Consider the following 21943-nt stretch of genomic DNA (forward strand, 5'->3'; position numbering starts at 1 on the left):
GCGTGCCGCCCGTCTCCGGCAGGCGGTGGCCGGGCCGGAGACGGGGGACACCGGGCTACTTCGCGGTCAGGAACTCGTCGCCGGACAACGGGCGGTCGACGATCCGGATGTCCCCGATGCCGCCGTGGAACACGATGTCGACGGCGCCCGCGTACTCGTGGCCGCCCACCAGCCAGGGCAGCCCGAGCGAAGTGAGGCCGACCGACAGGCGCTTCGGGTTGTCGACGACCGGCGCGCCCTCGACGTACAGCCTCGTGCGGCGGCCGTCGTTGACCACCGCCAGGTGCCACCACCGGAGCTCCACCAGGCCGTGGCCCCAGTTGGTGGTCGGATAGGTGTCGTTGAGCGGGTAGTGGTTGAACTGCGGCTCGCGGCCGTTGTTCGAGATGGCGAGCTGGAGCACGGGCTCGCCGGGATCGGTGTTCTTGCCGTGCTTGCCGGCGTCCGCCGCCGAACCCCGGCGGCTGAGTATCGACGCCCAGCCGTTGCGGCCGGCGTCCCAGTCCAGCGGCATCCGTACGAACGTCTCGATGGTGTACCCCGACGTGAACGTCTCGGCGTTCAGCGGAGCCTGCGCCCCGGTGGTCAGATACGAGCCGTGGAGCGGGTTCCGGCCGCCCGCGAACGTCAGGCTGGCGTGTGCGGGCTGGTCGGGGTGATGGTCGTCGGACCAGGTCAGCGCGGAGGCGGCGGTGCCCGGCAGGGTCACCACCGTCAGGTCGTTGCCCTTGCCGGACAGGTCGGGGACGGTCTGGCCGGCGGTGAGCGCGCTGCCGGGCGTGCCCTGCCCGTCGAAGCGCCAGTACGCCAGCGTGCCCTTCACCAGCTCCCGGGCGGCCGGACGGGACGGCCGGACCGGCACCGGGGCGAAGCCGGAGAAGCGCTCGGCGAAGTCGATCGGCACCGAGAAGTTGTCGACCGGGCCGGTGATCCGGGCGTGCTGGGCCGCCAGTTCGGTGCGGGACTCCGGCTTCTGGGCCAGGATCCAGGGGTTGACCGTCTCCACGTCGATCGTGTTCCGGGCCAGGTCGAAGTGGTACAGCCGGATCATGCCGCCACCGCCGAAGTAGCGGTTCTGGTAGTTCGTGATGTGCAGGTGCACCTCGTTGCCGGCGGCGTTCTTCGCGGTCGTACGCGCGGGCGGCCAGTAGTGGCCGTTGAGGGTGAGGAAGATCTGGTCGTTGTCGTTGATCAGCCGGTCCCAGACCGTGCGGCCGTAGTCGGAGAGTACGGCGTTGTCCTCCGGGTCACCGGACTCGTACGGGAAAACGTTGTCATCGTAGTCCGAGTAGACGAGGTCGTGCGTCGTGAGGATCACCGGCAGCTTCGGGTGCGCCTTGATCACGCCGTCGGCCCAGGCGAAGCCCTGCTCGCTGGTCCGCCAGTCCAGGGCCAGCAGCAGCCAGGAGCGGCCGGCGGCCTCGAAGACGTGCGCGGTGTTGTAGCCGGTCGCGTCCGCCCCGGCGAAGGTCTTCGCGCGCCTGAACCGGTGCGGGCCCATGGTCCGCAGGTACGCGGTGTCGCCGCGGCTGTCGTCGCCGCTCACGTCGTGGTTGCCGGCCAGCACGCTGTAGGCGGCGCCCTGCGCGTCCAGCAGGCCGAAGGCCTTGTCGACCTGCTGGAACGAGGACGGGTCGGCGTCCTGGGTCAGGTCGCCGAGGTGGGCCATGAACACGATGTTGTCGTCGGAGGCCCTGCCGCTGTTGCCGATGACGTAACGGAACGACTCCTCCTGCGGCGCCCGGTCGACACTGTCCTGGCTCCCCCAGTAGAGGAACTGGGTGTCCGGCATCACCGCGAGGGTGAACCGGAGGGCGGTCGGATCCGGTCTCCAGGTGCCGGTCCTGCCGGCGGCGGTGTCCGCGGCGTACGCGGGTGTGCCGCCGAGCGTGGCCGCGCCCACGGTCGCCGCGCCCGCACCGGCCAGCGCCGCGTTGCGGAGGAAACCACGCCTGCTCTGTCCGGCCGCTTCTTGTGACGGAGTGTCATCCTGCATGGACATGGGGCCTTTCCGGGTCGATGGTCCAAACGGCGACGACGCTACCCAGAAGGGCCCGTGGGCGGGCGGACGGCAGATGACGAGCGAAGGCCGGGCGGCTGTCCGGGATCGAAAGACTGGTGCCCGTGCCGTCGTTCGGCCCGGCTGCTGTCCGACCGGCCGGTCGGACGCTCAGGCCGAGGGCTCCGTCACGGTGTGCTCGCCGCGCCGGACGAAGACCAGACCCGCCCACGCCATGGCGGCCAGCGGGATGACACCCGAGACGATCACCTGGCCCTGGCTGGAGACCAGGTGGTTCGGGGTGCCCAGGAGATAGCCGAGGCCGATGCAACTGCGGGACAGCGCCTGGAAGCAGGCCCAGGCGCTGCCGTGCACCTCGGCCGGTACCCGCGAGTGCACCGCGTTGCGAAGGCCGACGTTGCACGCGCCGTTGCCGAAGCCCGCGATCAGGAACAGCGGGAAGATCACCGCGGCGACCGGGATCAGACCGGTGAGGAGCAGACCCAGGCCGATGCCGGTGATACCGCCGACGATCAGCAGGGTGTGCCGGTCCGACCAGCCCGCGCGGCCCGCGAGCAGGGCGCCGGGGACGGACCCCAGGGCCCAGGTGGCCAGGAAGAGGCCGAAGACGGTGTCGTTGCCGTTGACGACGTCGCGCAGGTAGAAGACGCCGGCGACGTTCTCGATGCTGGTGGCCAGCATCGCCGCCGCCAGCGCGGGCATCAGCGTGCCCACCACCGGGGCGTCGCGCAGAGCCCGGTAGCCGTCCCCGAACTTCGTGGCGGGGCGGCGGCCGATCACCACGTCCACGGTGGCCGGCACAGCCACCAGGGTGCAGCCCGCGAGCACGAGGAAGGACACGGCGTCCGCCCCGAGGAGCACGCCGGTGCCCCACCGGGAGTTGAGGAAGCCGGCCAGCGCGGGCCCGAGCAGCCCCGCAACGGACATTCCGGCCATCAGCAGGCTGTTCGCCCGACCCGTGTACCGGTCACCGGCCACCGCGGGCAGCATCTTGAACCCGGCGGCCACCGAGGCCACTCCGGCCAGAGAGGACAGCGCGATCAGCGCGACCCGCACATGGAACCCGCCGACGGCGGTGGCCGCGGCGAGGGACAGTGACTGGGCCAGCAGCGCCCACAGACACACCGTGCGCGCGCTGAACCGGTCCACCACGGAGCCGATCAGCGGTGCCGCGAGCACCGTGGGGATGAGCTCGGCGAGCATCACCTCGGTCACCCCGAAGCGGAAGTCCCGGTCCGCCGCGTTCAGCACCAGCCCCAGCGAGGCGAGGGTGTCGCCGAGACGGGAGAACAGCGTTCCCGCGATGAGCACCTGCGCGGCGACCGGCATCGCAGTACCCCGGCGCAGCGCGGCGAGCGGTGCTCTCCGCGTCTTTTGCGTGTCCAATCCAGTCCAATCCGTCCACTTGCCGTACGCATTCGGTCTGCTCGCCGATCAGATTAGGCCTGTTCGTCGAGTGGTGGAGCATCCACCGGCCACCGGGACGGGGTGCTTTCCGGCCTTTGCGTCCTCTGCCGGAACCCGGTGCGCGATCCTAATTTCTCAGCCACAAGCAGCACTTCACCGAATGTCCACACATGTTCCACATCAACTCCGGCCGGACCGGAAGAGGTCGGCGTGTTCCGCGCGCCACCCGCGACGATGCGCATCCGGGGCGTTCCGGACGTCCTTTCCCGAGTCGGCCGGACCGGTACGGGTATGAGGGTCCCGATGTCCCGCTGGGAGCCGTAAAGCGCGTTTTTCGGCCAATCGCTGCAGTTGCGGCGTTCTCTTCCGATGGGCCTGCTCCACGTCGTTCGCCGAACCGGAAAGCGCCTTCCGGTGCGGCGGGGTTATGGATGCCGCCCGCGTGAATGTCCGGAAAAGGTCGGGGCGACGAGTCGACCCTTTCCCCGAGGGGCGGCGAAAAGCGAACGAACCGGTATCTCCGGGAAGTGCAAGTCCCCTGGTCGGAAAGGCGGGCGCGGTGTCCGACGTTCCCTGCCCGGACTCGCCCGGTATCACGCACCGTAGCCGCGGAAGGTGGTCGCGGCGCTTTACCGTGACGAGTTCGGACGATGAGGGGAGAGGGTCATGCGCGACCGCCGTCTCTTCCCGTTCCCGCTACGAGCTGATCCTCGTGTCCCGGTCTCCCCGGTACCCGCCGCGCGGCCGGTACCGGACTCCGTGCAGCCCGGTCGGGCTCGGCGACATCTGGCATGTGCCGATGAATTGACGTCCCGTCAGTTGTGACTCGGTGAACTCCGCGGCAGGGAAATTGCGCTGCCCATTCCAGGTCCCGTCCCGGGATCGCAGGGGAAAGGCGACGGGCCATGCGCGCCGAACTGCACCCGAACTCCGTCGACTCCCTTGCGGCCGTTCGCAACCTCGGCATCCTCGCCCACGCCGACGCCGGAAAGACCACCGTCACCGAACGCATCCTCTTCGCCGCCGGCACCATCCACAAACGCGGCGAGAAGTACGACGGCACAACCGTCACCGATTTCGCCCCCAGGAACGCGACCGCGCCGTCACCGTCTCCGCCGCGGCCGCCGGCTGCGCCCGGCACGGCATCCCCCGGAGCACCTTCGTCAACAAGCCGGACGGTTCGGGCGCCGGCCTCGACGGAGCCGGTCCGGTGCGGCTCCGCCCACCGCGACCGGGGCATCGAACCGCTGCCGGCCGCGGCCGGGTCCTGTCCGCCCTCGCCGCGCGCCGTCGAGGCCCGCCTCCGTACCGGCGCCGGCCGCGGCCACCGCTCGGTGACACCGGGAGGGGGTCCAGGGACAATCTCCCCGAGCCGGCGTCGCCGTCCCGGTGACCCGCCCCTCGCCGCGCCGCGCCCCCGTCGCCGTCCCGGTGGCCCGCCCCTCGCAGCACCGCGCCGCGCCCCCGTCGCCGTCCCGGTGGCCGGCCCCTCGCCGCGCCGTGCCCCCGTCGCCGTCCCGGTGGCCCGCCCCTCGCCGCGCCGCGCCCCCGTCGAAACACAACCGTTGTGGAACGCCCCGTGAGTGCTCTCTGCCCAGGTCACCCGGCTTCGGCGCAGGTCACGCCGCTTGGCGTGGCGGGACCGCCGGGCCGGAACCGGGTGTTCCCCGGCCCGCCTGCACGGATACCCGTGCCGGATCCCTTGACGAGCTACTGTTCGGGGGATTAACTCACGTCCTAAATTAAGCCATGAGGGGCTTCGGAAGCCGAACGACGGTCTCGGCCTTCGCAATCGCGGGTGCCGGCCTTCGCGAAGCCCTCTCGGGGTTCTCGACTCCCGGAAAGGCACAGCTGGAGCCATGCGCAGCATCCGAGCCGCGGCCGTAGGCGCCGTCACCATGTCTCTCGCCCTCGCGGCCACGGCCTGCGGTGGCGGTTCGTCCACCGGGGGCGGGTCCAACGACTCCCCGAAGACGCTCACATACTGGGCCTCCAACCAGGGTGCCAGCATCGAGATCGACAAGAAGGTACTCCAGCCGGAACTCGACAAGTTCCAGAAGCAGACCGGCATCAAGGTCAAGCTGGAGGTCGTGCCCTGGTCGGACCTGCTCAACCGGATCCTGACCGCGACCACCTCCGGCCAGGGCCCCGACGTGCTGAACATCGGCAACACCTGGAGCGCCTCGCTGCAGGCGACCGGCGCGCTGCTGCCCTGGGACGCCAAGAACTTCGGCAAGATCGGCGGCAAGGACCGCTTCGTCGACTCCGCGCTCGGCTCCACGGGCGCCGAGGGCAAGGACCCGGCGGCCGTACCGCTGTACTCGATGGCCTACGCCCTCTACTACAACAAGAAGATCTTCGCCGACGCGGGGATCGCCAAGCCGCCGGTCACCTGGGACGAGCTGATCGCCGACGGCAAGAAGATATCCGCCAAGGGCAAGTCGGTGCTCGGCGCCGAGGGCGGCAACGTGTCGGAGAACATCCACCACACCTTCGTCTTCGCCAAGCAGCACGGCGCCGACTTCTTCACCGCCGACGGCAAGCCCAACTTCACCGACGACAAGGTCGTCGCCGCGGTGAAGCAGTACGTCGACCTGATGGCCAAGGACAAGACCATCCCGACCGGCGACGCCGAGTACGCGCAGAACCAGTCGGTGAGCGACTTCGCCAAGGGCAAGCTGGCGATGCTGCTGTGGCAGTCGGCGTCCTCCAACCTCAAGTCGCAGGGCATGAGCGACAGCGACTACGGCATCGCCCCCGTGCCCGTGCAGTCCGGCACCCCCGGCACCGGAGCCCAGGTCAACTCGATGGTCGCCGGCATCAACCTGGCGGTCTTCAAGAACACCAAGAACCTCGACGGCGCGACGAAGTTCGTGAAGTTCATGACCAGCGACGACGAGCAGAAGATCCTCAACACCGCCTACAGCTCCATCCCGCCGGTCAAGGCCGCCCAGGAGGACCCGGCCTTCAACACTCCCGCCAACTCGGTCCTGAAGAACACGCTCGCCACCAGCGCCGCGGCCCTGCCCCAGGTGGCCGCCGAGTCGCAGTTCGAGACGACCGTCGGCACCGCCGTGAAGAACCTGTTCGCCGCCGCGGCGGGCGGTCACGCCGTCACCACCGACTCCGTGAAGGCCGAGCTGGAGAAGGCCCAGCAGCAGATGCCGGCGGCCTGAGCACCATGACGACCACCACCGCCGTGCACGAGCCGGTGCGTGCGAACTCCCCCGGGGCGGCGGGCGGCTCGGGCCGCCGCCCCGGGCGGATCCGCCGGATCGGACTGCCCTACCTGCTTCTCCTGCCCGCCCTGCTGCTCGAACTCCTGGTCCATCTGATACCGATGGTCATCGGCGTCGTGATGAGCTTCAAGGAGCTGACCCAGTTCTACATCCGCGACTGGGGCACCGCCCCCTGGTCCGGGTTCGACAACTACCGGACGTCGATCGAGTTCAACGCCCCGGTCGGCAAGGCCCTGCTGCACTCGTTCCTCGTCACCGTCGGCTTCACCCTGCTCTCGGTCGGCCTGTGCTGGCTGATCGGCACCGCCGCCGCGGTGTTCATGCAGGACACCTTCCGCGGCCGGGGCCTGCTGCGGACCCTGTTCCTGGTGCCCTACGCGCTGCCGGTCTACGCGGCCGTCATCACCTGGGTGTTCATGTTCCAGCACGACAACGGCCTGGTGAACCACGTCCTGCACGACCAGCTGCACCTCACCGACAAGCCGTCCTTCTGGCTGATCGGCGACAACAGCTTCTACGCACTGCTCACCGTGTCGGTGTGGAAGGGCTGGCCGTTCGCCTTCCTGATCGTGATGGCCGGCCTCCAGAACATCCCGCGGGAGCTGTACGAGGCGGCCGCCCTGGACGGCGCCGGCATGTGGCAGCAGATCCGCCGGATCACCCTGCCCTCGCTGCGCCCGGTCAACCAGGTGCTGATCCTGGTCCTGTTCCTCTGGACGTTCAACGACTTCAACACGCCGTTCGTCCTGTTCGGCAGGTCCGCCCCGGAGGCCGCCGACCTCATCTCGGTCCACATCTACCAGGCCTCCTTCGTCACCTGGAACTTCGGCACCGGCTCGGCCATGTCCGTGCTCCTGCTGCTCTTCCTGCTGGTGGTGACCGGCGTGTACCTGGTGTTCACCTCGCGCGGACGGAGGACCTCGGATGTCTAGCTCGCCCATGGCCCCGCCGCGCTCCTTCCTCTGGGCCCGGGGGATCTTCCTCACGCTGCTCACCGGGTTCGTCCTGATCCCCGTGTACGTGATGATCTCCAGCTCGCTGAAGCCCCTCGCGGACGTCACCGGCAAGTTCCGCTGGCTGCCCAGCGGGCTGACCATCCGCCCGTACATCGACATCTGGTCGACGATCCCGCTCGCCCGGTACTTCGTGAACTCGCTGATCGTGGCAGTCGCGGCGACCGTCTGCTCGGTCGTCGTCGCGGTGTTCGCCGCCTACGCGGTCAGCCGCTACGAGTTCCGCGGCAAGCGCGTCTTCACGGTCACCGTGCTGTCCACGCAGATGTTCCCGGGCATCCTCTTCCTGCTCCCGCTGTTCCTGCTGTACGTCAACATCGGCAACGCCACCGGCATCGCCCTGTTCGGCTCCCGCGGCGGCCTGATCCTCACCTACCTGACGTTCTCGCTGCCGTTCTCGATCTGGATGCTGATCGGGTACTTCGACTCGGTGCCCAGGGACCTGGACGAGGCGGCGCTGGTGGACGGCTGCGGGCCGCTCGGCGCGCTGCTGCGGATCGTCGTACCCGCCGCGATCCCCGGCATCGTCGCGGTCGCCGTCTACGCCTTCATGACCGCCTGGGGCGAGGTGCTGTTCGCGTCGGTGATGACCAACGACACCACCCGCACCCTGGCCGTCGGCCTCCAGGGCTACTCCACGCTCAACAACGTGTACTGGAACCAGATCATGGCCGCATCGCTCGTGGTGAGCGTCCCCGTCGTGGCCGGCTTCCTGCTGCTCCAGCGCTACCTCGTGGCGGGGCTGACGGCGGGCGCCGTCAAGTGAACCCCCCCAGTTCCGAAGCTTGTCGCGAAAGGAATTACGTGACCATCGACCTCGCCGCACTCCCGCACGACTTCCTGTGGGGCACGGCAACCGCGGCGTACCAGATCGAGGGAGCCGTCGCCGAGGACGGCCGCTCACCCTCGATCTGGGACACCTTCTCGCACACCCCCGGGAAGATCGCGGGCGACGACAACGGTGACATCGCCTGCGACCACTACCACCGCTGGCGCGAGGACATCGGCCTGATGGGCCGGCTCGGCACCAACGCCTACCGGCTGTCGATCGCCTGGCCGCGGGTGCGGCCCGGCGGCGACGGCCCGGTCAACGCCAAGGGCCTCGACTTCTACGACGAGTTGATCGACGCCCTGCTCGCGGCGGGGATCACCCCGTCGGTCACGCTCTACCACTGGGACCTGCCGCAGGCCCTGCAGGACCGGGGCGGCTGGCCCGAGCGGGCGACCGCCGAGCACTTCGCCGCCTACGCCTCCGTGGTGGCCGAACGGCTGGGTGACCGGGTCCGGCACTGGACCACCCTCAACGAGCCCTCCTGCTCGGCCTGGATCGGCCACCTGGAGGGCAAGATGGCCCCGGGCCTGACCGACCTCACGGCCGCCGTCCGCGCCTCCTACCACCTGCTGCTCGGCCACGGCCTGGCCGCCCAGGCGATCCGCGCCGCCGCGCCCGGCGCCGAGGTCGGCATCGTGAACAACCTCTCCACGGTGTTCGCCGCCTCGGACCGTCCCGAGGACGAGGCCGCCGTCCGCCGCCACGACGGGCACGTCAACCGCTGGTGGCTGGACCCGGTGCACGGCCGCGGCTTCCCGGCCGACATGGTCGAGACGTACAGCGTCGAACTCCCCGAGCGCCCCGGCGACCTGGAGACCATCGCCACCCCGCTGGACTGGCTGGGCCTGAACTACTACTTCCCGGCCTACATCGAGAACGACCCCGACGGGCCCGCTCCGTACGCCCGTTCGGTGCGCCGCCCCGACGTGCCGCGCACCGGCATGGACTGGGAGATCGACGCGAGCGGCATCGAGACGCTGCTGCTGCGCCTCACGAACGAGTACGGCGCCCGCAAGCTCTACGTCACCGAGAACGGCTCGGCCTACCCGGACGTGGTCCGCCCCGACGGCACGATCGACGACCCCGAGCGCCAGGAGTACCTGGCCGGCCACCTCGCCGCCTGTGCCTCGGCGGCCCGCAAGGGCGCCCCGCTGGCCGGGTACTTCGCCTGGTCGCTGCTGGACAACTTCGAGTGGGCGTACGGCTACGAGAAGCGGTTCGGCCTGGTCCACGTCGACTACCGCACCCAGGTCCGCACCATCAAGGGCAGCGGCCACCGGTACGCGGACATCATCCGCGACCACCGGGGACAGGCCCGCCGGGCGGCCTGACCGGAACGGCGGTGGGCGCGGCACAGGGGAGTTCCGCGTCCACCGCACCGCACTGTCACACGCATGCACGACGGTCCATGGACACCACCCTCTGATCTGTCATGAACGCAACAACGTGTGCACCATCGACACTCAGGAGACCCGCATGCCGACCCGCATTCCCCGCACCCTCCTGGCCGCCCTCGCGACGGCCGCCCTGCTGGCCTCGGGCCCGGTCCTGGCCGTACCGGCGTCCGCCGCCGCTGCCGCCGTGACCTGGGACACCGACCGCGCGAACACCGCCTACACCGCGAACCCGAACGCCGTCACCGCCTCCGGCAGCGAGAACGGCGGCACCACCCCCGGCCTGGCCTTCGACGGCAACGGCGCGACCCGCTGGTCCAGCAACTTCGCGGACGACGCCTGGATCCGGATCGACCTCGGCACGACGATCCGGATCGACCGGGTGGTCCTCGACTGGGAGGCCGCCTACGGCAAGAGGTACGTCCTGGAGGCCTCGAAGAACGGCACGGACTGGACGCCGTTCTACACGGAGACCGCGGGCACCGGCGGCTCGGTCACCGCGAGCACCTACCCGCAGGAGGTCACCGGCCGCTACGTCAGGATGCGCGGCGTCGAACGCGCCACCCCCTACGGCTACTCGCTCTGGAACTTCAAGGTCTACGGCGGTGAACCGGCCCCCGCGTCCTCGACCGTCACCAACCTCGCCCTGAACCACCCGGCGTACTCCAACTACTACCAGCACGCGGGAAACTCACCGGCGTTCGCCACCGACGGCGGCTGGCCGGCCGACCTGAAGGGCGACTACACCCGCTGGTCGAGCGACTGGAACGCCGACCGCTGGCTCTCGGTCGACCTGGGTGCCACCTCCACGATCTCCTCCGTGGACCTGTACTGGGAGTCGGCGTTCGCGGTCGACTACCTGCTCCAGGTCTCCGACGACAACGTCAACTGGCGCACGGTGTACGAGCCCTCGGCCGCGGCCGTCGCCGCCCGCCGCGCGAACGTCGCGGCCCCCGGGGACGCGGCGGGCCTGCACGACACCGTCACCCTCCCCTCCCCGGCCACCGGCCGGTACGTCAGGATGCTCGGCAAGGAGCGCCGCAGCTTCTACAACCCGGCCCCCTACACCGCGCAGTTCGGCTACTCCCTCTACGAGTTCCAGGTCTGGGGCACCGGCGGCAGCGCGTCGGCGGCCTACCCCGCCCTCCCAGGCGACCAGTCGGGCACCTACCAGACCACCTTCTTCGACGACTTCACCGGCACCGCACTCGACCGCTCCAAGTGGCGGGTCGTCCGCACCGGGACCGAGATGGGCCCGGTCAACGGCGAGTCCCAGGCGTACGTCGACTCGACGAACAACGTCCTGACGCAGAACGGCGAACTGATCCTCAAGGCGAAGTACTGCAAGGGCTGCACCCAGGCGGCCGGCGGCACCTACGACTTCACGTCCGGCCGCATCGACACCAACACCCACTTCGACTTCACGTACGGCAAGGTCAGCGCCCGCATGAAACTCCCGGTCGGCGACGGCTTCTGGCCCGCCTTCTGGCTGCTCGGCAGCAACGTCGACAACCCCTCGGTCTCCTGGCCGGCCTCCGGCGAGACCGACATCATGGAGAACATCGGCTACCCGACGTGGACGAGCACCGCGCTGCACGGGCCCGGCTACTCGGCCGACGGCAACATCGGCGCCCGCCAGACCTTCCCGAACGGCGGCACCGTCGACCAGTGGCACACCTACGCGGTGGAGTGGACGCCGACGGCGATGCGCTTCTACGTCGACGACACCCTGGTCCAGGAGACGACCCGCAACAAGGTGGAGTCCACCCGCGGCCAGTGGGTCTACGACCACAACCAGTACGTCATCCTCAACCTCGCCCTCGGCGGCGCCTACCCCGCCGGCTGGAACCAGGTCACCACCCCCTACTGGGGCCTGCCCCAGTCCAGCGTGGACAAGATCGCGGCCGGGGGAGTGCAGGCGGAGGTGGACTGGGTGCGGGTGGAGCAGAAGAAGTAGCGGTTCCCAGCCGGGCGGCGGTCCGCCGCCGCCCGGCCGCCGCCCGCACAGCAAACCGCGGCCGTCGCACGGGAAAACCCCAGCCGTGGGTGAACGGGGCGTCCGTGCCTCGCGTATCCCCCCACCGTGGGAGGATCGCTCACCATGAATGCGTCACCGGCGGTACGGAGCCTGCGTGCCGCGGTGTTCGCCGCGGTGTGCGTGCTCCTGGCTGCCGCCGGACACGCGCTGGCCATGGGACAGATGCCGCCGCTGTGGGCCGACGCGGCCGGGTTCGTCGCCGTGTTCGGCCTGGGGCGCGCCCTCGCGGGGCGCGAGCGCGGACTGCCGGAGATCGGCGTCGGCATGCTGCTCACCCAGGCCGGCCTGCACTTCGGCTTCGACGCGGCCCGCGCGGTATCCCCGGCTCCCGCGCCCACCATGACCATGGCCCACATGCATGTGCACGGTCATGTCATGGCCGGTATGGGTGATATGGGTGGCGTGGTGCATCCGTACCCGCACGCCCACGCCCTGACCGCGCACGCCACCCTCGCCCATGTCCTCGCCGCCCTGGTCGCCTCCTGGTGGCTGCGGTGCGGTGAGGCGGCGCTGTGGTCACTGCTGCGCCGCGCGGTCGCCCTCGTGCCCGGTCTGGCGGCCTGGTGGCGCGACGCCCCGCTGCCCGGCGCGGCCGCCGGCCCGCATTCGGCCCCGGCCGGTCCGACCCGCCCCCGCCGACTGCTCGCCCTGCGGCACGCGGTGAGCCGGCGCGGCCCCCCTTCCGTGATCCCGTACCCGATCTCACACCCGTAAGACCCTCTAACAGACTTCACTCGTACGGAGATCACTCGCCCATGTCTGCCAACTCCGCCCTGCGCCGCGCCGCCACCGTCACCGCGCTCACCGCCGCGTCGGTCCTCGCCGCCGCCGGCGTCGCCTCCGCGCACGTCACCGTCCACCCCGAGAGCTACGCCAAGGGAGCCACCGACGGTGTGCTGACCTTCCGGGTGCCCAACGAGGAGAACACCGCCAGCACCACCAAGGTGCAGGTCTTCCTGCCCACCGACCACCCGGTCCTGGGCGTCCTCGTCTCGCCGCGGGACGGCTGGACCGCCAAGGTCACCACCACCAAGCTCAAGACCCCGGTGAAGACCGACGACGGCACCATCACCGAGGCCGCCTCCGAGATCACCTGGACCGGCGGCAAGATCGGCGCCGGCCAGTTCGAGGACTTCGACGTCGCCTTCGGTCAGCTGCCCGAGGACACCGGTCAGCTGGCCTTCAAGACCCTGCAGACCTACTCCGACGGCAAGGTCGTGCGCTGGATCGAGGAGGCGCAGAGCGGCGGCGAGGAGCCGGAGAACCCGGCGCCGACGCTCAAGCTCACGGCGGGCGACGACGCCACGGCCTCGACGGCACCGGCGACGCAGAGCAGCGCCAAGGCGACGACGACCGCCTCGGCCGACGCCGGCGACTCCACCGCGCGGGGCCTCGGCATCGCGGGCCTGATCGTCGGCGCCCTGGGCCTGGCGGCGGCCACGTTCGCCTTCGTCCGGACGCGGGGCGCACGCTCGTAGGCAAACAGCAGGGGCCCGGACCATCCCCCGGTCCGGGCCCCTGTGCCGCGCTCGGTCAGTTCACCGGACCGCCAGTTCCAGCATCTCCATCTCCTCCGTGCGCACCTCGACCCGCGCCTCGGCGCGCACCGTCAGGCGCAGCTCGGCCGCCCGGGCCGTCACCCGCTCCTCCTCCGCGACCGCGGCCACCGCAGGCGCCGCCTCCCGCTCCGTCGCCGTCACCGCCGGCGTGGCCTCCCGCGCCGTCACCGTCGCCTCCGCCGTCCGCGAGTTGCGCCACAGCCACACCACGTCGCGGCCGAACGACCACAGCAGCGAGCCGAGCGCCAGCAGGACCACGGCCAGGTTGGCCAGGTACGGCAGCAGGTCCGCGCCCGCGAGGAGCAGGCAGATGCCCTGCATCGCGGCGACCGTCTTGCGGGCCATCGACGGCGGCAGCGGGGCGTTCAGCCAGGGCGCCACCTTCGCCGCCGCGACGAACGCGTAGCGCATCGCGCCGATCAGCAGCACCCACGGGCCCAGCTGCGTCGAGACGTACACGCTCAGCACCAGGATCAGGAACGCGTCGACCTCCATGTCGAAGCGCGCTCCCAGGGCCGTGGAAGTACCCGTGTGGCGGGCCACCTTGCCGTCCACGCCGTCGAGGATGAGGGCCACGGCGGTCAGGCCGACCAAAAGGGTGACCGGCGGGGAGCTCTCGAAGGAGTCGGCGACCAGGGCCGTCACACCGCCGACCAGGATCGCGCGGCCGAGGGTCACCCGGTTGGCGGGGCCGAACGTGCGCGGCCGGGTGCGGTGCAGGGCCCGGGAGAGCACCGCCCAGGTGGCTATCGCGAACGCGAGCCCCGTCAGCCATCCGGCCGGCCCCATGCCGATCGCCGACCCGAGCAAGGTCAGCAACAGGATCTGCACGCCCGCTCCCACAGCGGTCTCCTGCTGGACCAGCCTGGCTTCGTATGTGTTGTTCAGGGCCACCGCACGTCCTCCGGCCGAGTGACAGAGTCGATCAACGCCGCGTACTGTGCGCGGCCTGTGCACTTCTCGCTGTGCACATCTCGGTACGTGAACAACTTCCCGATCGTTCAGGAGGATGCCGATGAACCGCTCGGCCCGCGCGTTCTGGCTCCGCTCTCCGGGCCACGGAGAGCTGCGTGACGTCACCCTCGCGGAGCCCGCCGAGGGCGAGGTGCTGGTGCGCGCGCTGTACTCCGGAGTCAGCCGGGGGACCGAGACGCTGGTGTTCCGCGGCGGGGTACCGGAGAGCCAACACGCGGTGATGCGGGCGCCGTTCCAGGTGGGCGAGTTCCCCGGGCCGGTGAAGTACGGCTACCTGAGCGTCGGCGTCGTGGAGGCGGGTCCGGTTGAGCTGGTCGGCCGTACGGTGTTCTGCCTGTATCCGCATCAGACGCGTTACGTCGTTCCGGTGAGCGCGGTGACGGTGGTACCGGATCGTGTACCACCGGCGCGTGCGGTGCTCGCGGGCACCGTGGAGACCGCCGTGAACGCCCTCTGGGACGCCGCGCCCCTGGTCGGCGACCGGATCGCGGTGATCGGCGGCGGCATGGTCGGCTGCTCGGTCGCCGCCCTGCTCGCCCGCTTCCCCGGCGTACGGCTCCAGCTGGTCGACGCCGACCCGGCCCGAGCCAAGACCGCCGAGGCCCTCGGGGTGGACTTCGCGACGCCCGGGGACGCCCTGGACGGCTGCGACCTGGTCGTGCACGCCAGCGCCACCGAACAGGGCCTCACCCGCGCCCTGGAGCTCCTCGCCGCCGAGGGCACGGTCCTCGAACTGAGCTGGTACGGCGACCGGCGGATCGCCCTCCCGCTCGGCGAGGCCTTCCACTCCCGCCGTCTCACCGTGCGCAGCAGCCAGGTCGGCACGGTCTCTCCGGCCGCCCGGGCCGGCCGTACCTACGCCGACCGGCTCGCCCTGGCCCTCGACCTGCTCGCCGATCCGGCCCTGGACGCCCTCATCACCGGGGAAAGCGCGTTCGAAGAGCTCCCGGAGGTACTGCCGAAACTCGCCTCGGGGGAGATCCCGGCGCTCTGTCACCGGGTCCGCTACGGCGACGTCGGCTGACGGAATGTCCAATGCGGGCCGCCAAGAGGTCCTGACCTGAGAAAAGAGTGAGAGTGGACTGAACACGGGGAAGCCAAGAGCCGTATTAAGGGCATCCCCCGGCAGGGATCAGCCGGGGGACCAGACGCGCCGCACCTGGAGGGTCGTCCGTTGTTCAGCATCACCGTCCGCGATCACATCATGATCGCCCACAGCTTCCGCGGCGACGTGTTCGGGCCCGCGCAACGACTGCACGGCGCCACGTTCCTGGTGGACGCCACCTTCCGCCGTGAGCAGCTGGACGACGACAACATCGTCGTCGACATCGGTCTTGCCACCCAGGAACTCGGCGCCGTGGTCAGCGAGCTGAACTACAGAAACCTCGACAACGAGCCGGACTTCGCCGGGATCAACACCTCCACGGAGTTCCTGGCGAAGGTCATCGCCGACCGGCTGGCCGAGCGCATCGAGAAGGGTGCCCTGGGCGAGGGCGCCCGGGGCCTCGCGGGCCTCACCGTCACCCTGCACGAGTCACATGTCGCCTGGGCGAGTTACGAGCGTGCCCTGTGACCGACGTGTCCCTCGGCCGGGCACCGGCCCTGACCTACGTGCCCGCGCAGCGCGCGGCGACCACCGACCCGGCCGTCGAGAACGCCCCCGCGAACATCGGGATCCTGCCCATGTCCCTGCGCGTCGTGCACTTCGTCATGCCCGGTGGCGTCGACGACCTGGCCACCCCGAGCGGCGGCAACGCCTACGACCGGCGGGTCTGCCTGGACCTGCCCGGCTTCGGCTGGCAGGTCACCCGGCACCCGGTGCCCGGCTCCTGGCCGCGCCCCGACGCGGCCGGCCGGGACGCCCTCGCCCGCACCCTGCGGGAGCTGCCCGACGGCGCCGTCGTCCTCCTCGACGGCCTGGTGGCGTGCGGGGTCCCCGAGGTCGTCGTACCGGAGGCCGAACGGCTGCGGCTCGCCGTCCTGGTGCACCTGCCGCTGGGCGACGAGACCGGGCTCGACCCGGCGGTGGCCGCCGACCTGGACGCCCGGGAGCGCGCGGTGCTGCGCGCCGTGCCGGCCGTGGTGGCGACCAGCGACTGGGCGGTACGGCGGCTGGTCTCGCACCACGGTCTGGCACCCGAACGGGTGCATGTCGCCGCCCCGGGTGCCGACATCGCCCCGCTGGCCGGCGGCACCGACGGGGTCTCGCACCTGCTGTGCGTCGCCACCGTCAGCCCGCGCAAGGGCCAGCACCGGCTGGTCGAGGCCCTCGCGGCGGTCCGGGACCTGCCGTGGACCTGCACCTGCGTGGGCGGCCTCGGCCAGGACCCCGAGTACGTCGCCCATCTGCGGTCGCTGATCACCCGGCACGGACTGACGGAGCGGCTGCACCTCGCCGGCCCCCGCTCCGGCGCCGACCTCGACGCCAGTTACGCCGCCGCCGACCTGATGGTCCTCACCTCGTACGCCGAGACCTACGGCATGGCGGTCACCGAGGCCCTCGCCCGGGGCATCCCGGTGCTCGCCACCGACGTCGGCGGCCTGCCGGAGGCGGTCGGTAGGGCTCCCGACGGCGGGGTACCCGGCATCCTCGTGCCGCCGGAGGACCCCGCCGCGCTCGCCGCCGAACTGCGCGGCTGGTTCGGCGAGGCGGACGTACGCCGTCGTCTGAAGGCCGCCGCGCGCGGCCGGCGGGCGGCGCTCGACGGCTGGGCGACCACCGCCCGCAGCCTGGCCGGAGTCCTGCTGAGACTCCCCGACGAACCCCGGAGGGCGGCATGAGCAGCGAGACGACCACCACTACTCCGGTCGGCGCGATCCCCGCGCAGCCCGGGCCCACGGATGTCACCGATGCAGGGGTGGGACGAGAGCACATGGATGCCGCAGCCTCCGGGGAACCCGGGCGGACCGAGGTCATAGCCGGAGCCGGACCTGTCGTACGCCTCGGCGAGCGGGCCACCGTACGCCTGCGCGAGAGCGAGCCCGAGGAGCCGGCCCGGTACGCGCCCGAGTGGCTGGAGCTGCGGGAGAGCGCGGACGCGGCCGCCCGGGCACACGACCTGCTGGACCCGCTGCGGATCCGGCTGGCCAACCTGCCCGGCAAGGCGGGCGGTCTGGTCGTGCACGACCTGGGCTGCGGCACCGGTTCCATGGGCCGCTGGCTCGCGCCCCGCCTGGACGGCGCCCAGCACTGGATCCTGCACGACCGCGACCCCTACCTCCTGCACTTCGCCGCCGTCGCCTCGCCCCGGGTGGCCGCCGACGGCAGCCGGGTCACGGTGGAGACCCGCCGCGGTGACGTCGCCCGGCTCACCCCCGACGCGCTGATAGGCGCCTCGCTGGTGACCGCCTCCGCACTCCTCGACGTGCTCACCCGCGAGGAGGTCGACACCCTCGCCGAGGCCTGCGCCGGGGCCGGCTGCCCCGCCCTGCTCACCCTCTCGGTCGCCGGACGGGTCGAGTTCGACACCCCCCACCCGCTGGACGCGGAGCTGACGGAGGCCTTCAACGCCCACCAGCGGCGCGGCGGGATGCTCGGCCCGGACGCCGTCACCGCCGCCTGCGAGGCCTTCGCCGACCGCGGCGCCACCGTGAAGGTGAACCCCAGCCCCTGGCGGCTCGGCCCCGACGAGAAGGCGCTCACCGAGCAGTGGCTGCGCGGCTGGGTCGGCGCGGCCGTCGAGGAGCGTCCCGAACTGGCCGAGCGCGCCGAGGCCTACCTGGCCGAGCGGCTCGCCGCTTGCGCCACCGGTGAACTGCGGGTCGTCCTGCACCACAGCGACCTGCTGGCACTCGCCCGGCCGACCGGAGGCAGCTCATGACCACCCCCACCCTGGTCCGCGGGACCGCGCCCGTCGACCCGGTGACCGTGCCCCGGCGTCTCACCTTCCGTGCCGTCCGCGCCCACCTGGGCACCGTCGCCGGAGTCGCCATCATCGCCGTGCTGCTGTGGCGGCTCGGCACCGGCGTCTTCGTCGACGGGCTGCGCCGCATCGACACCCCGACGCTGGTCGCCGGCCTGGTGATCGGGGCGGTCACGACCGTACTGAGCGCCTGGCGCTGGCAGTTGGTGTCCCGCAGCCTCGGTCTGCGGCTGCCGCTCGGGCCCGCCGTGGGCGACTACTACCGTGCGCTGTTCCTCAACGCGGCCCTGCCCGGCGGGGTCCTCGGCGATGTGCACCGGGCGGTCCGGCACGGGCAGAGCGAGGGCGACATCGGGCGCGGGGTCCGCGCGGTCGTGCTGGAACGGGCCGCGGGGCAGATCGCGTTGACGGTGTTCGGCGCGGGCGCGCTGCTGATCCTGCCCTCGCCGGTCCGCGACCAGGCGCGCAGCTTCGCCCCGTTGGTCGCGGCCGGCCTGGCGGGCGCCTGCGCGGTCGTGGTCGCGGTCCGCATGAACAGGGCCACGGGCAAGCGTGGCGGCGCCCTGCGCGCGACGCTCGCCGAGGCCCGCACGGCGCTGCTGTCACGGCGGACCGGGCCGGGCGTCGCGCTGTCCTCGGCGGTCATCCTCGCCGGGCACGTCGGGATGTTCGTGGTGGCCGCGCGGGTCGCCGGCTCCGCCGCCTCCGTGGCCGCGCTGACGCCGATCGCGGTGCTCGCCCTGGTCGCCATGGGCCTGCCGCTGAACGTCGGCGGCTGGGGCCCCCGGGAGGGCGTCACCGCCTGGGCGTTCGCTGCGGCAGGCCTCGGCGCGGACAGCGGGCTCGCCACCGCCGTCGTCTACGGCGTCCTCAGCTTCGTGGCGGCCCTGCCGGGGCTGGTGGTCCTGGTCGTCCGCTGGTACACCGGGATGCGCTACTCCCGCCCCGAGGCGAGCAGTTCGAAAACCGCGCCGAAGGAATCGGCGAGGCTCGCCAGGAGTTCCTTCCCCTTTTCCGCCGACCCCAGGGAGGGACGGCCGATGACGCCCGACTCGGTATAGGCGGACATTCCCAGGGTGAGGAGATGACGGCGGTCGTCAGCGGTGAAATCGGCGGACTCGTGACCAGGGCGGACCAATTCGGGATGAGCGTGCAGCAGAATCGAGGTCTCGATTTCTCCCGCGTGCATGTCGGTGAGCGCCGAGGTCTCCACTCCGGCCCGCGAAAGCGCTGTCTCCCAGTCCTCCGCGGCCGGGTACAGGGCCATCCGCTCGCCCCGCGCGGACGCCTCCTGGACGACGTTGCCCAGCACGTAGTTGCCGCCGTGGCCGTTGACCACGACCAGCGCCTCGACGCCCGAGCGGCGCAACGATTCCGCGATGTCCCGGACCACCGCGTGCAGGGTCACCGAGGAGATGCTGACGGTCCCCGGCCAGGCCGCGTGCTCGTGCGAGCAGGAGATCGTCACCGGCGGAAGGAGGTGCACCGGGAACGCGTCGGCGATCTCCCGGGCGACGGCACAGGCGACGAGCGTGTCCGTCGCCAGCGGAAGGAAGGGACCGTGCTGTTCGAAGCTCCCCACGGGAAGGACGGCGACCTGAGTTGAAACGCCCGCCCCCCTGGTCCGTACCTCTTCCGTGGTGTCCGTCGGCAACAAGCCGTATGCCGCCGTACGCGCGCCCGAACCATTCATCTTTTTCACGGCCTTTCGTCTCCTCTTAGGAATCAGATCATGACAGAGAACATCGGCGTACTCGGCAAGAAGTCCCCACGGCGTTCGGGCGTGGAACGCGTCGTCAATGCACCGCTGCCCACCGTCTACGGGAAATTCCAGGCGATCGGCTACCTGGACCACGACCGCGGTGACGAGCAAGTCGCCCTGGTCTACGGGGACATCGACAGCGACCGGGTACTGACCCGGCTGCACTCGGAGTGCCTCACCGGTGACGCGTTCGGCTCCCAGCACTGCGAGTGCGGCGACCAGCTGGCCGCCGCCCTGCGCGCGGTCGTCGCCGAGGGCAGCGGCATCGTCGTCTACCTGCGGGGGCACGAGGGCCGCGGCATCGGACTGCTCGCCAAGCTGCGCGCGATGGCGCTCCAGGCGGAGGGCCTGGACACGGTCGAGGCCAACCTCGCGCTCGGTCTGCCCGTCGACGCCCGCGACTACGGTGTCGCCGCCGGCATCCTGCGCGACCTCGGGGTGGGTTCGGTACGCCTGATGTCCAACAACCCGCGCAAACGCGAGTCCCTGGTCCGCCACGGCATCGAGGTCGCCGAGACGGTCCCGCTGCTGATCGAGCCGTGCGAGAACAACATCACCTACCTGCGGACCAAGCGCGAGCGCCTCGACCACGTGCTGCCCCACCTGGACGCGGTGGCGCACTGGTCCTGAGGTACCGGGCGGCCTCCCGGGGAAGGAACAGGGGAGACCGACAGGAGGCGCACGCGTGAATCTTCGGGCCCAGGTCGTGATCATCGGCGGCGGGGTGATGGGCACCAGCATCGCCTACCACCTGGCGAGCGCCGGCGTCCGTGACGTCGTCCTCGTCGAACGGGACGAACTCGCCGCCGGATCCACCTCGAAGGCCGCCGGCGGGGTGCGCGCCCAGTTCTCCGACGAGCTCAACATCCAGCTGGGCGCGCGCAGCCTGGAGGCCTTCGCCCGCTTCGGGCAGGAGATCGGGTACGACATCGGGCTGCGCCGCGTCGGCTACCTCTTCCTCCTGTCCACCCCCGAGGAGGTCGCCTCCTTCGAGGCCGGCGTCCGGCTCCAGAACCACCTCGGTGTGCCCAGCCGGATGCTCACCCCGCAGGAGGCGGCCCGGCTCTCCCCGCTGGTCGCCACCGACGGACTGCTGGCCGCCGCCTACTCCCCGGACGACGGCCACTGCACCCCCGAGTCCGTCGTGCACGGCTACGCGGCCGCCGCCCGCGCCCACGGCGCCCGGATCCTGCGTCACACCGAGGTCACCGGCATCGAACAGGACGGCGCCCGCATCACCGCCGTGCACACCACCCTCGGCCGGATCGCCACCGAGACGGTGGTCTGCGCGGCCGGCGCCTGGTCACGGGCGGTCGGCGCGATGGTGGGCGTCGACCTGCCGGTGCAGCCGCTGCGCCGGCAGATCGCGGTCACCGAACCGGTCCAGGGACTGCCGCCGACACTCCCCATGACCATCGACTTCAGCACCAGCCTGTACTTCCACGGCGAGGGCCCCGGACTGCTGCTCGGCATGTCCGACCCGGACGAGCAGCCGGGCTTCGCCACCGACCCGCACGACCGCTGGGTCCCGCGTCTGTGCGCGGCGATGCAGCGGCGCGCGCCCGCCCTGCTCGACCTGCGCCGCACCGGCGGCTGGGCCGGCCTGTACGAGAACACCCCGGACCACAACGCCCTGATCGGCGAGGCGACCTCGGTCTCCCGGTTCCTGTACGCCACCGGGTTCTCCGGCCACGGCTTCCTCCAGGGCCCGGCCGTCGGCGAGGTGATCCGCGACCTCTACCTGGGGCGCGCCCCCTTCCTGGACGTCCGCCCGCTCGGCGCCGGCCGGTTCGCGGCCGACGCGTCCCGTCCCGAGACCAACCTGGTCTGACCGGACACCC

The 21943-nt window shown here is 71.4% G+C and carries 17 protein-coding genes and 2 pseudogenes; 15 read left to right on the plus strand and 4 right to left on the minus strand.

Annotation, left to right across the window (positions count from 1 at the left end; genetic code table 11):
• Positions 1 to 55: 55 nt before the first annotated feature.
• Both ACWDGI_RS30740 and ACWDGI_RS30745 read right to left on the minus strand, forming a co-directional pair.
• The gene (locus ACWDGI_RS30740; protein ID WP_450764533.1) at positions 56 to 2002 is read right to left on the minus strand and encodes a LamG-like jellyroll fold domain-containing protein; all 1947 of its coding nucleotides are present in this window, start codon (positions 2000 to 2002) and stop codon (positions 56 to 58) included.
• 168 nt (positions 2003 to 2170) lie between these two features.
• Positions 2171 to 3349 (minus strand): MFS transporter, encoded by a 1179-nt coding sequence (locus ACWDGI_RS30745; protein ID WP_450764535.1) that lies wholly within the window; start codon positions 3347 to 3349, stop codon positions 2171 to 2173.
• A gap of 983 nt (positions 3350 to 4332) precedes the next feature.
• Here ACWDGI_RS30745 and ACWDGI_RS30750 point away from each other — a divergent pair.
• The 8 genes and pseudogenes from ACWDGI_RS30750 to ACWDGI_RS30785 all read left to right on the plus strand — a co-directional run.
• Positions 4333 to 4631: pseudogene (locus ACWDGI_RS30750) on the plus strand (GTP-binding protein); the annotation flags it as partial.
• Between the two features lie 655 nt (positions 4632 to 5286).
• Positions 5287 to 6603 carry an ABC transporter substrate-binding protein gene (locus ACWDGI_RS30755; protein ID WP_450764537.1) on the plus strand — a complete coding sequence of 439 codons (1317 nt, stop codon included), beginning with the start codon at positions 5287 to 5289 and terminating at the stop codon, positions 6601 to 6603.
• Between the two features lie 5 nt (positions 6604 to 6608).
• Positions 6609 to 7598, plus strand: coding sequence for a carbohydrate ABC transporter permease (locus tag ACWDGI_RS30760; protein WP_450764539.1), 990 nt, complete (start codon positions 6609 to 6611; stop codon positions 7596 to 7598).
• 7 nt (positions 7599 to 7605) lie between these two features.
• On the plus strand, positions 7606 to 8445 hold the full coding sequence (locus ACWDGI_RS30765; RefSeq protein WP_450764836.1) for a carbohydrate ABC transporter permease: 840 nt from the start codon (positions 7606 to 7608) through the stop codon (positions 8443 to 8445).
• Positions 8446 to 8483: 38 nt separating this feature from the next.
• On the plus strand, positions 8484 to 9842 hold the full coding sequence (locus ACWDGI_RS30770) for a GH1 family beta-glucosidase (protein WP_450764541.1): 1359 nt from the start codon (positions 8484 to 8486) through the stop codon (positions 9840 to 9842).
• 145 nt (positions 9843 to 9987) lie between these two features.
• Entirely contained in the window at positions 9988 to 11862 is a 1875-nt protein-coding gene (locus ACWDGI_RS30775) for a discoidin domain-containing protein (protein WP_450764543.1), read from the plus strand.
• 144 nt (positions 11863 to 12006) lie between these two features.
• Positions 12007 to 12657 (plus strand): hypothetical protein, encoded by a 651-nt coding sequence (locus ACWDGI_RS30780; protein ID WP_450764545.1) that lies wholly within the window; start codon positions 12007 to 12009, stop codon positions 12655 to 12657.
• A 41-nt stretch (positions 12658 to 12698) separates the two neighbouring features.
• The gene (locus ACWDGI_RS30785; RefSeq protein ID WP_450764547.1) at positions 12699 to 13421 is read left to right on the plus strand and encodes a YcnI family copper-binding membrane protein; all 723 of its coding nucleotides are present in this window, start codon (positions 12699 to 12701) and stop codon (positions 13419 to 13421) included.
• 60 nt (positions 13422 to 13481) lie between these two features.
• On the opposite strand, the gene ACWDGI_RS30790 is transcribed toward ACWDGI_RS30785, so the two are convergent.
• Positions 13482 to 14396, minus strand: a complete 915-nt coding sequence (locus ACWDGI_RS30790) for a CDP-alcohol phosphatidyltransferase family protein (RefSeq protein ID WP_450764549.1) — start codon at positions 14394 to 14396, stop codon at positions 13482 to 13484.
• Positions 14397 to 14517: 121 nt separating this feature from the next.
• On the opposite strand from ACWDGI_RS30790, the gene ACWDGI_RS30795 reads away from it, so the two are divergent.
• From ACWDGI_RS30795 to ACWDGI_RS30815, 5 genes and pseudogenes are all read left to right on the plus strand, one after another.
• Positions 14518 to 15501, plus strand: a complete 984-nt coding sequence (locus tag ACWDGI_RS30795; protein WP_450764551.1) for a dehydrogenase — start codon at positions 14518 to 14520, stop codon at positions 15499 to 15501.
• Positions 15502 to 15651: 150 nt separating this feature from the next.
• Positions 15652 to 16050 (plus strand): 6-pyruvoyl trahydropterin synthase family protein, encoded by a 399-nt coding sequence (locus ACWDGI_RS30800; RefSeq protein WP_351699293.1) that lies wholly within the window; start codon positions 15652 to 15654, stop codon positions 16048 to 16050.
• The gene (locus ACWDGI_RS30805; protein ID WP_450764553.1) at positions 16047 to 17258 is read left to right on the plus strand and encodes a glycosyltransferase family 4 protein; all 1212 of its coding nucleotides are present in this window, start codon (positions 16047 to 16049) and stop codon (positions 17256 to 17258) included. Before ACWDGI_RS30800 ends, ACWDGI_RS30805 begins: the two co-directional genes overlap by 4 nt.
• Positions 17259 to 17350: 92 nt before the next feature.
• On the plus strand, positions 17351 to 18298 hold the full coding sequence (locus ACWDGI_RS30810) for an SAM-dependent methyltransferase (protein ID WP_450764838.1): 948 nt from the start codon (positions 17351 to 17353) through the stop codon (positions 18296 to 18298).
• A pseudogene (locus ACWDGI_RS30815) lies at positions 18295 to 19176 on the plus strand (lysylphosphatidylglycerol synthase transmembrane domain-containing protein); the annotation flags it as partial. The gene ACWDGI_RS30810 and the pseudogene ACWDGI_RS30815, both read left to right, overlap by 4 nt.
• 98 nt (positions 19177 to 19274) lie before the next feature.
• Here the strand turns inward: ACWDGI_RS30815 and ACWDGI_RS30820 are convergent.
• Entirely contained in the window at positions 19275 to 20033 is a 759-nt protein-coding gene (locus ACWDGI_RS30820) for a creatininase family protein (RefSeq protein ID WP_450764840.1), read from the minus strand.
• Between the two features lie 39 nt (positions 20034 to 20072).
• Between ACWDGI_RS30820 and ribA the strand changes: the two genes are divergently transcribed.
• Together ribA and ACWDGI_RS30830 are read left to right on the plus strand one after the other, a co-directional pair.
• The gene (gene ribA, locus ACWDGI_RS30825; protein ID WP_352222015.1) at positions 20073 to 20732 is read left to right on the plus strand and encodes a GTP cyclohydrolase II; all 660 of its coding nucleotides are present in this window, start codon (positions 20073 to 20075) and stop codon (positions 20730 to 20732) included.
• Positions 20733 to 20787: 55 nt separating this feature from the next.
• Positions 20788 to 21933 (plus strand): NAD(P)/FAD-dependent oxidoreductase, encoded by a 1146-nt coding sequence (locus ACWDGI_RS30830; protein WP_450764555.1) that lies wholly within the window; start codon positions 20788 to 20790, stop codon positions 21931 to 21933.
• Positions 21934 to 21943 lie beyond the last annotated feature (10 nt).

The sequence above is a fragment of the Streptomyces sp. NPDC001220 genome, assembly GCF_053597895.1.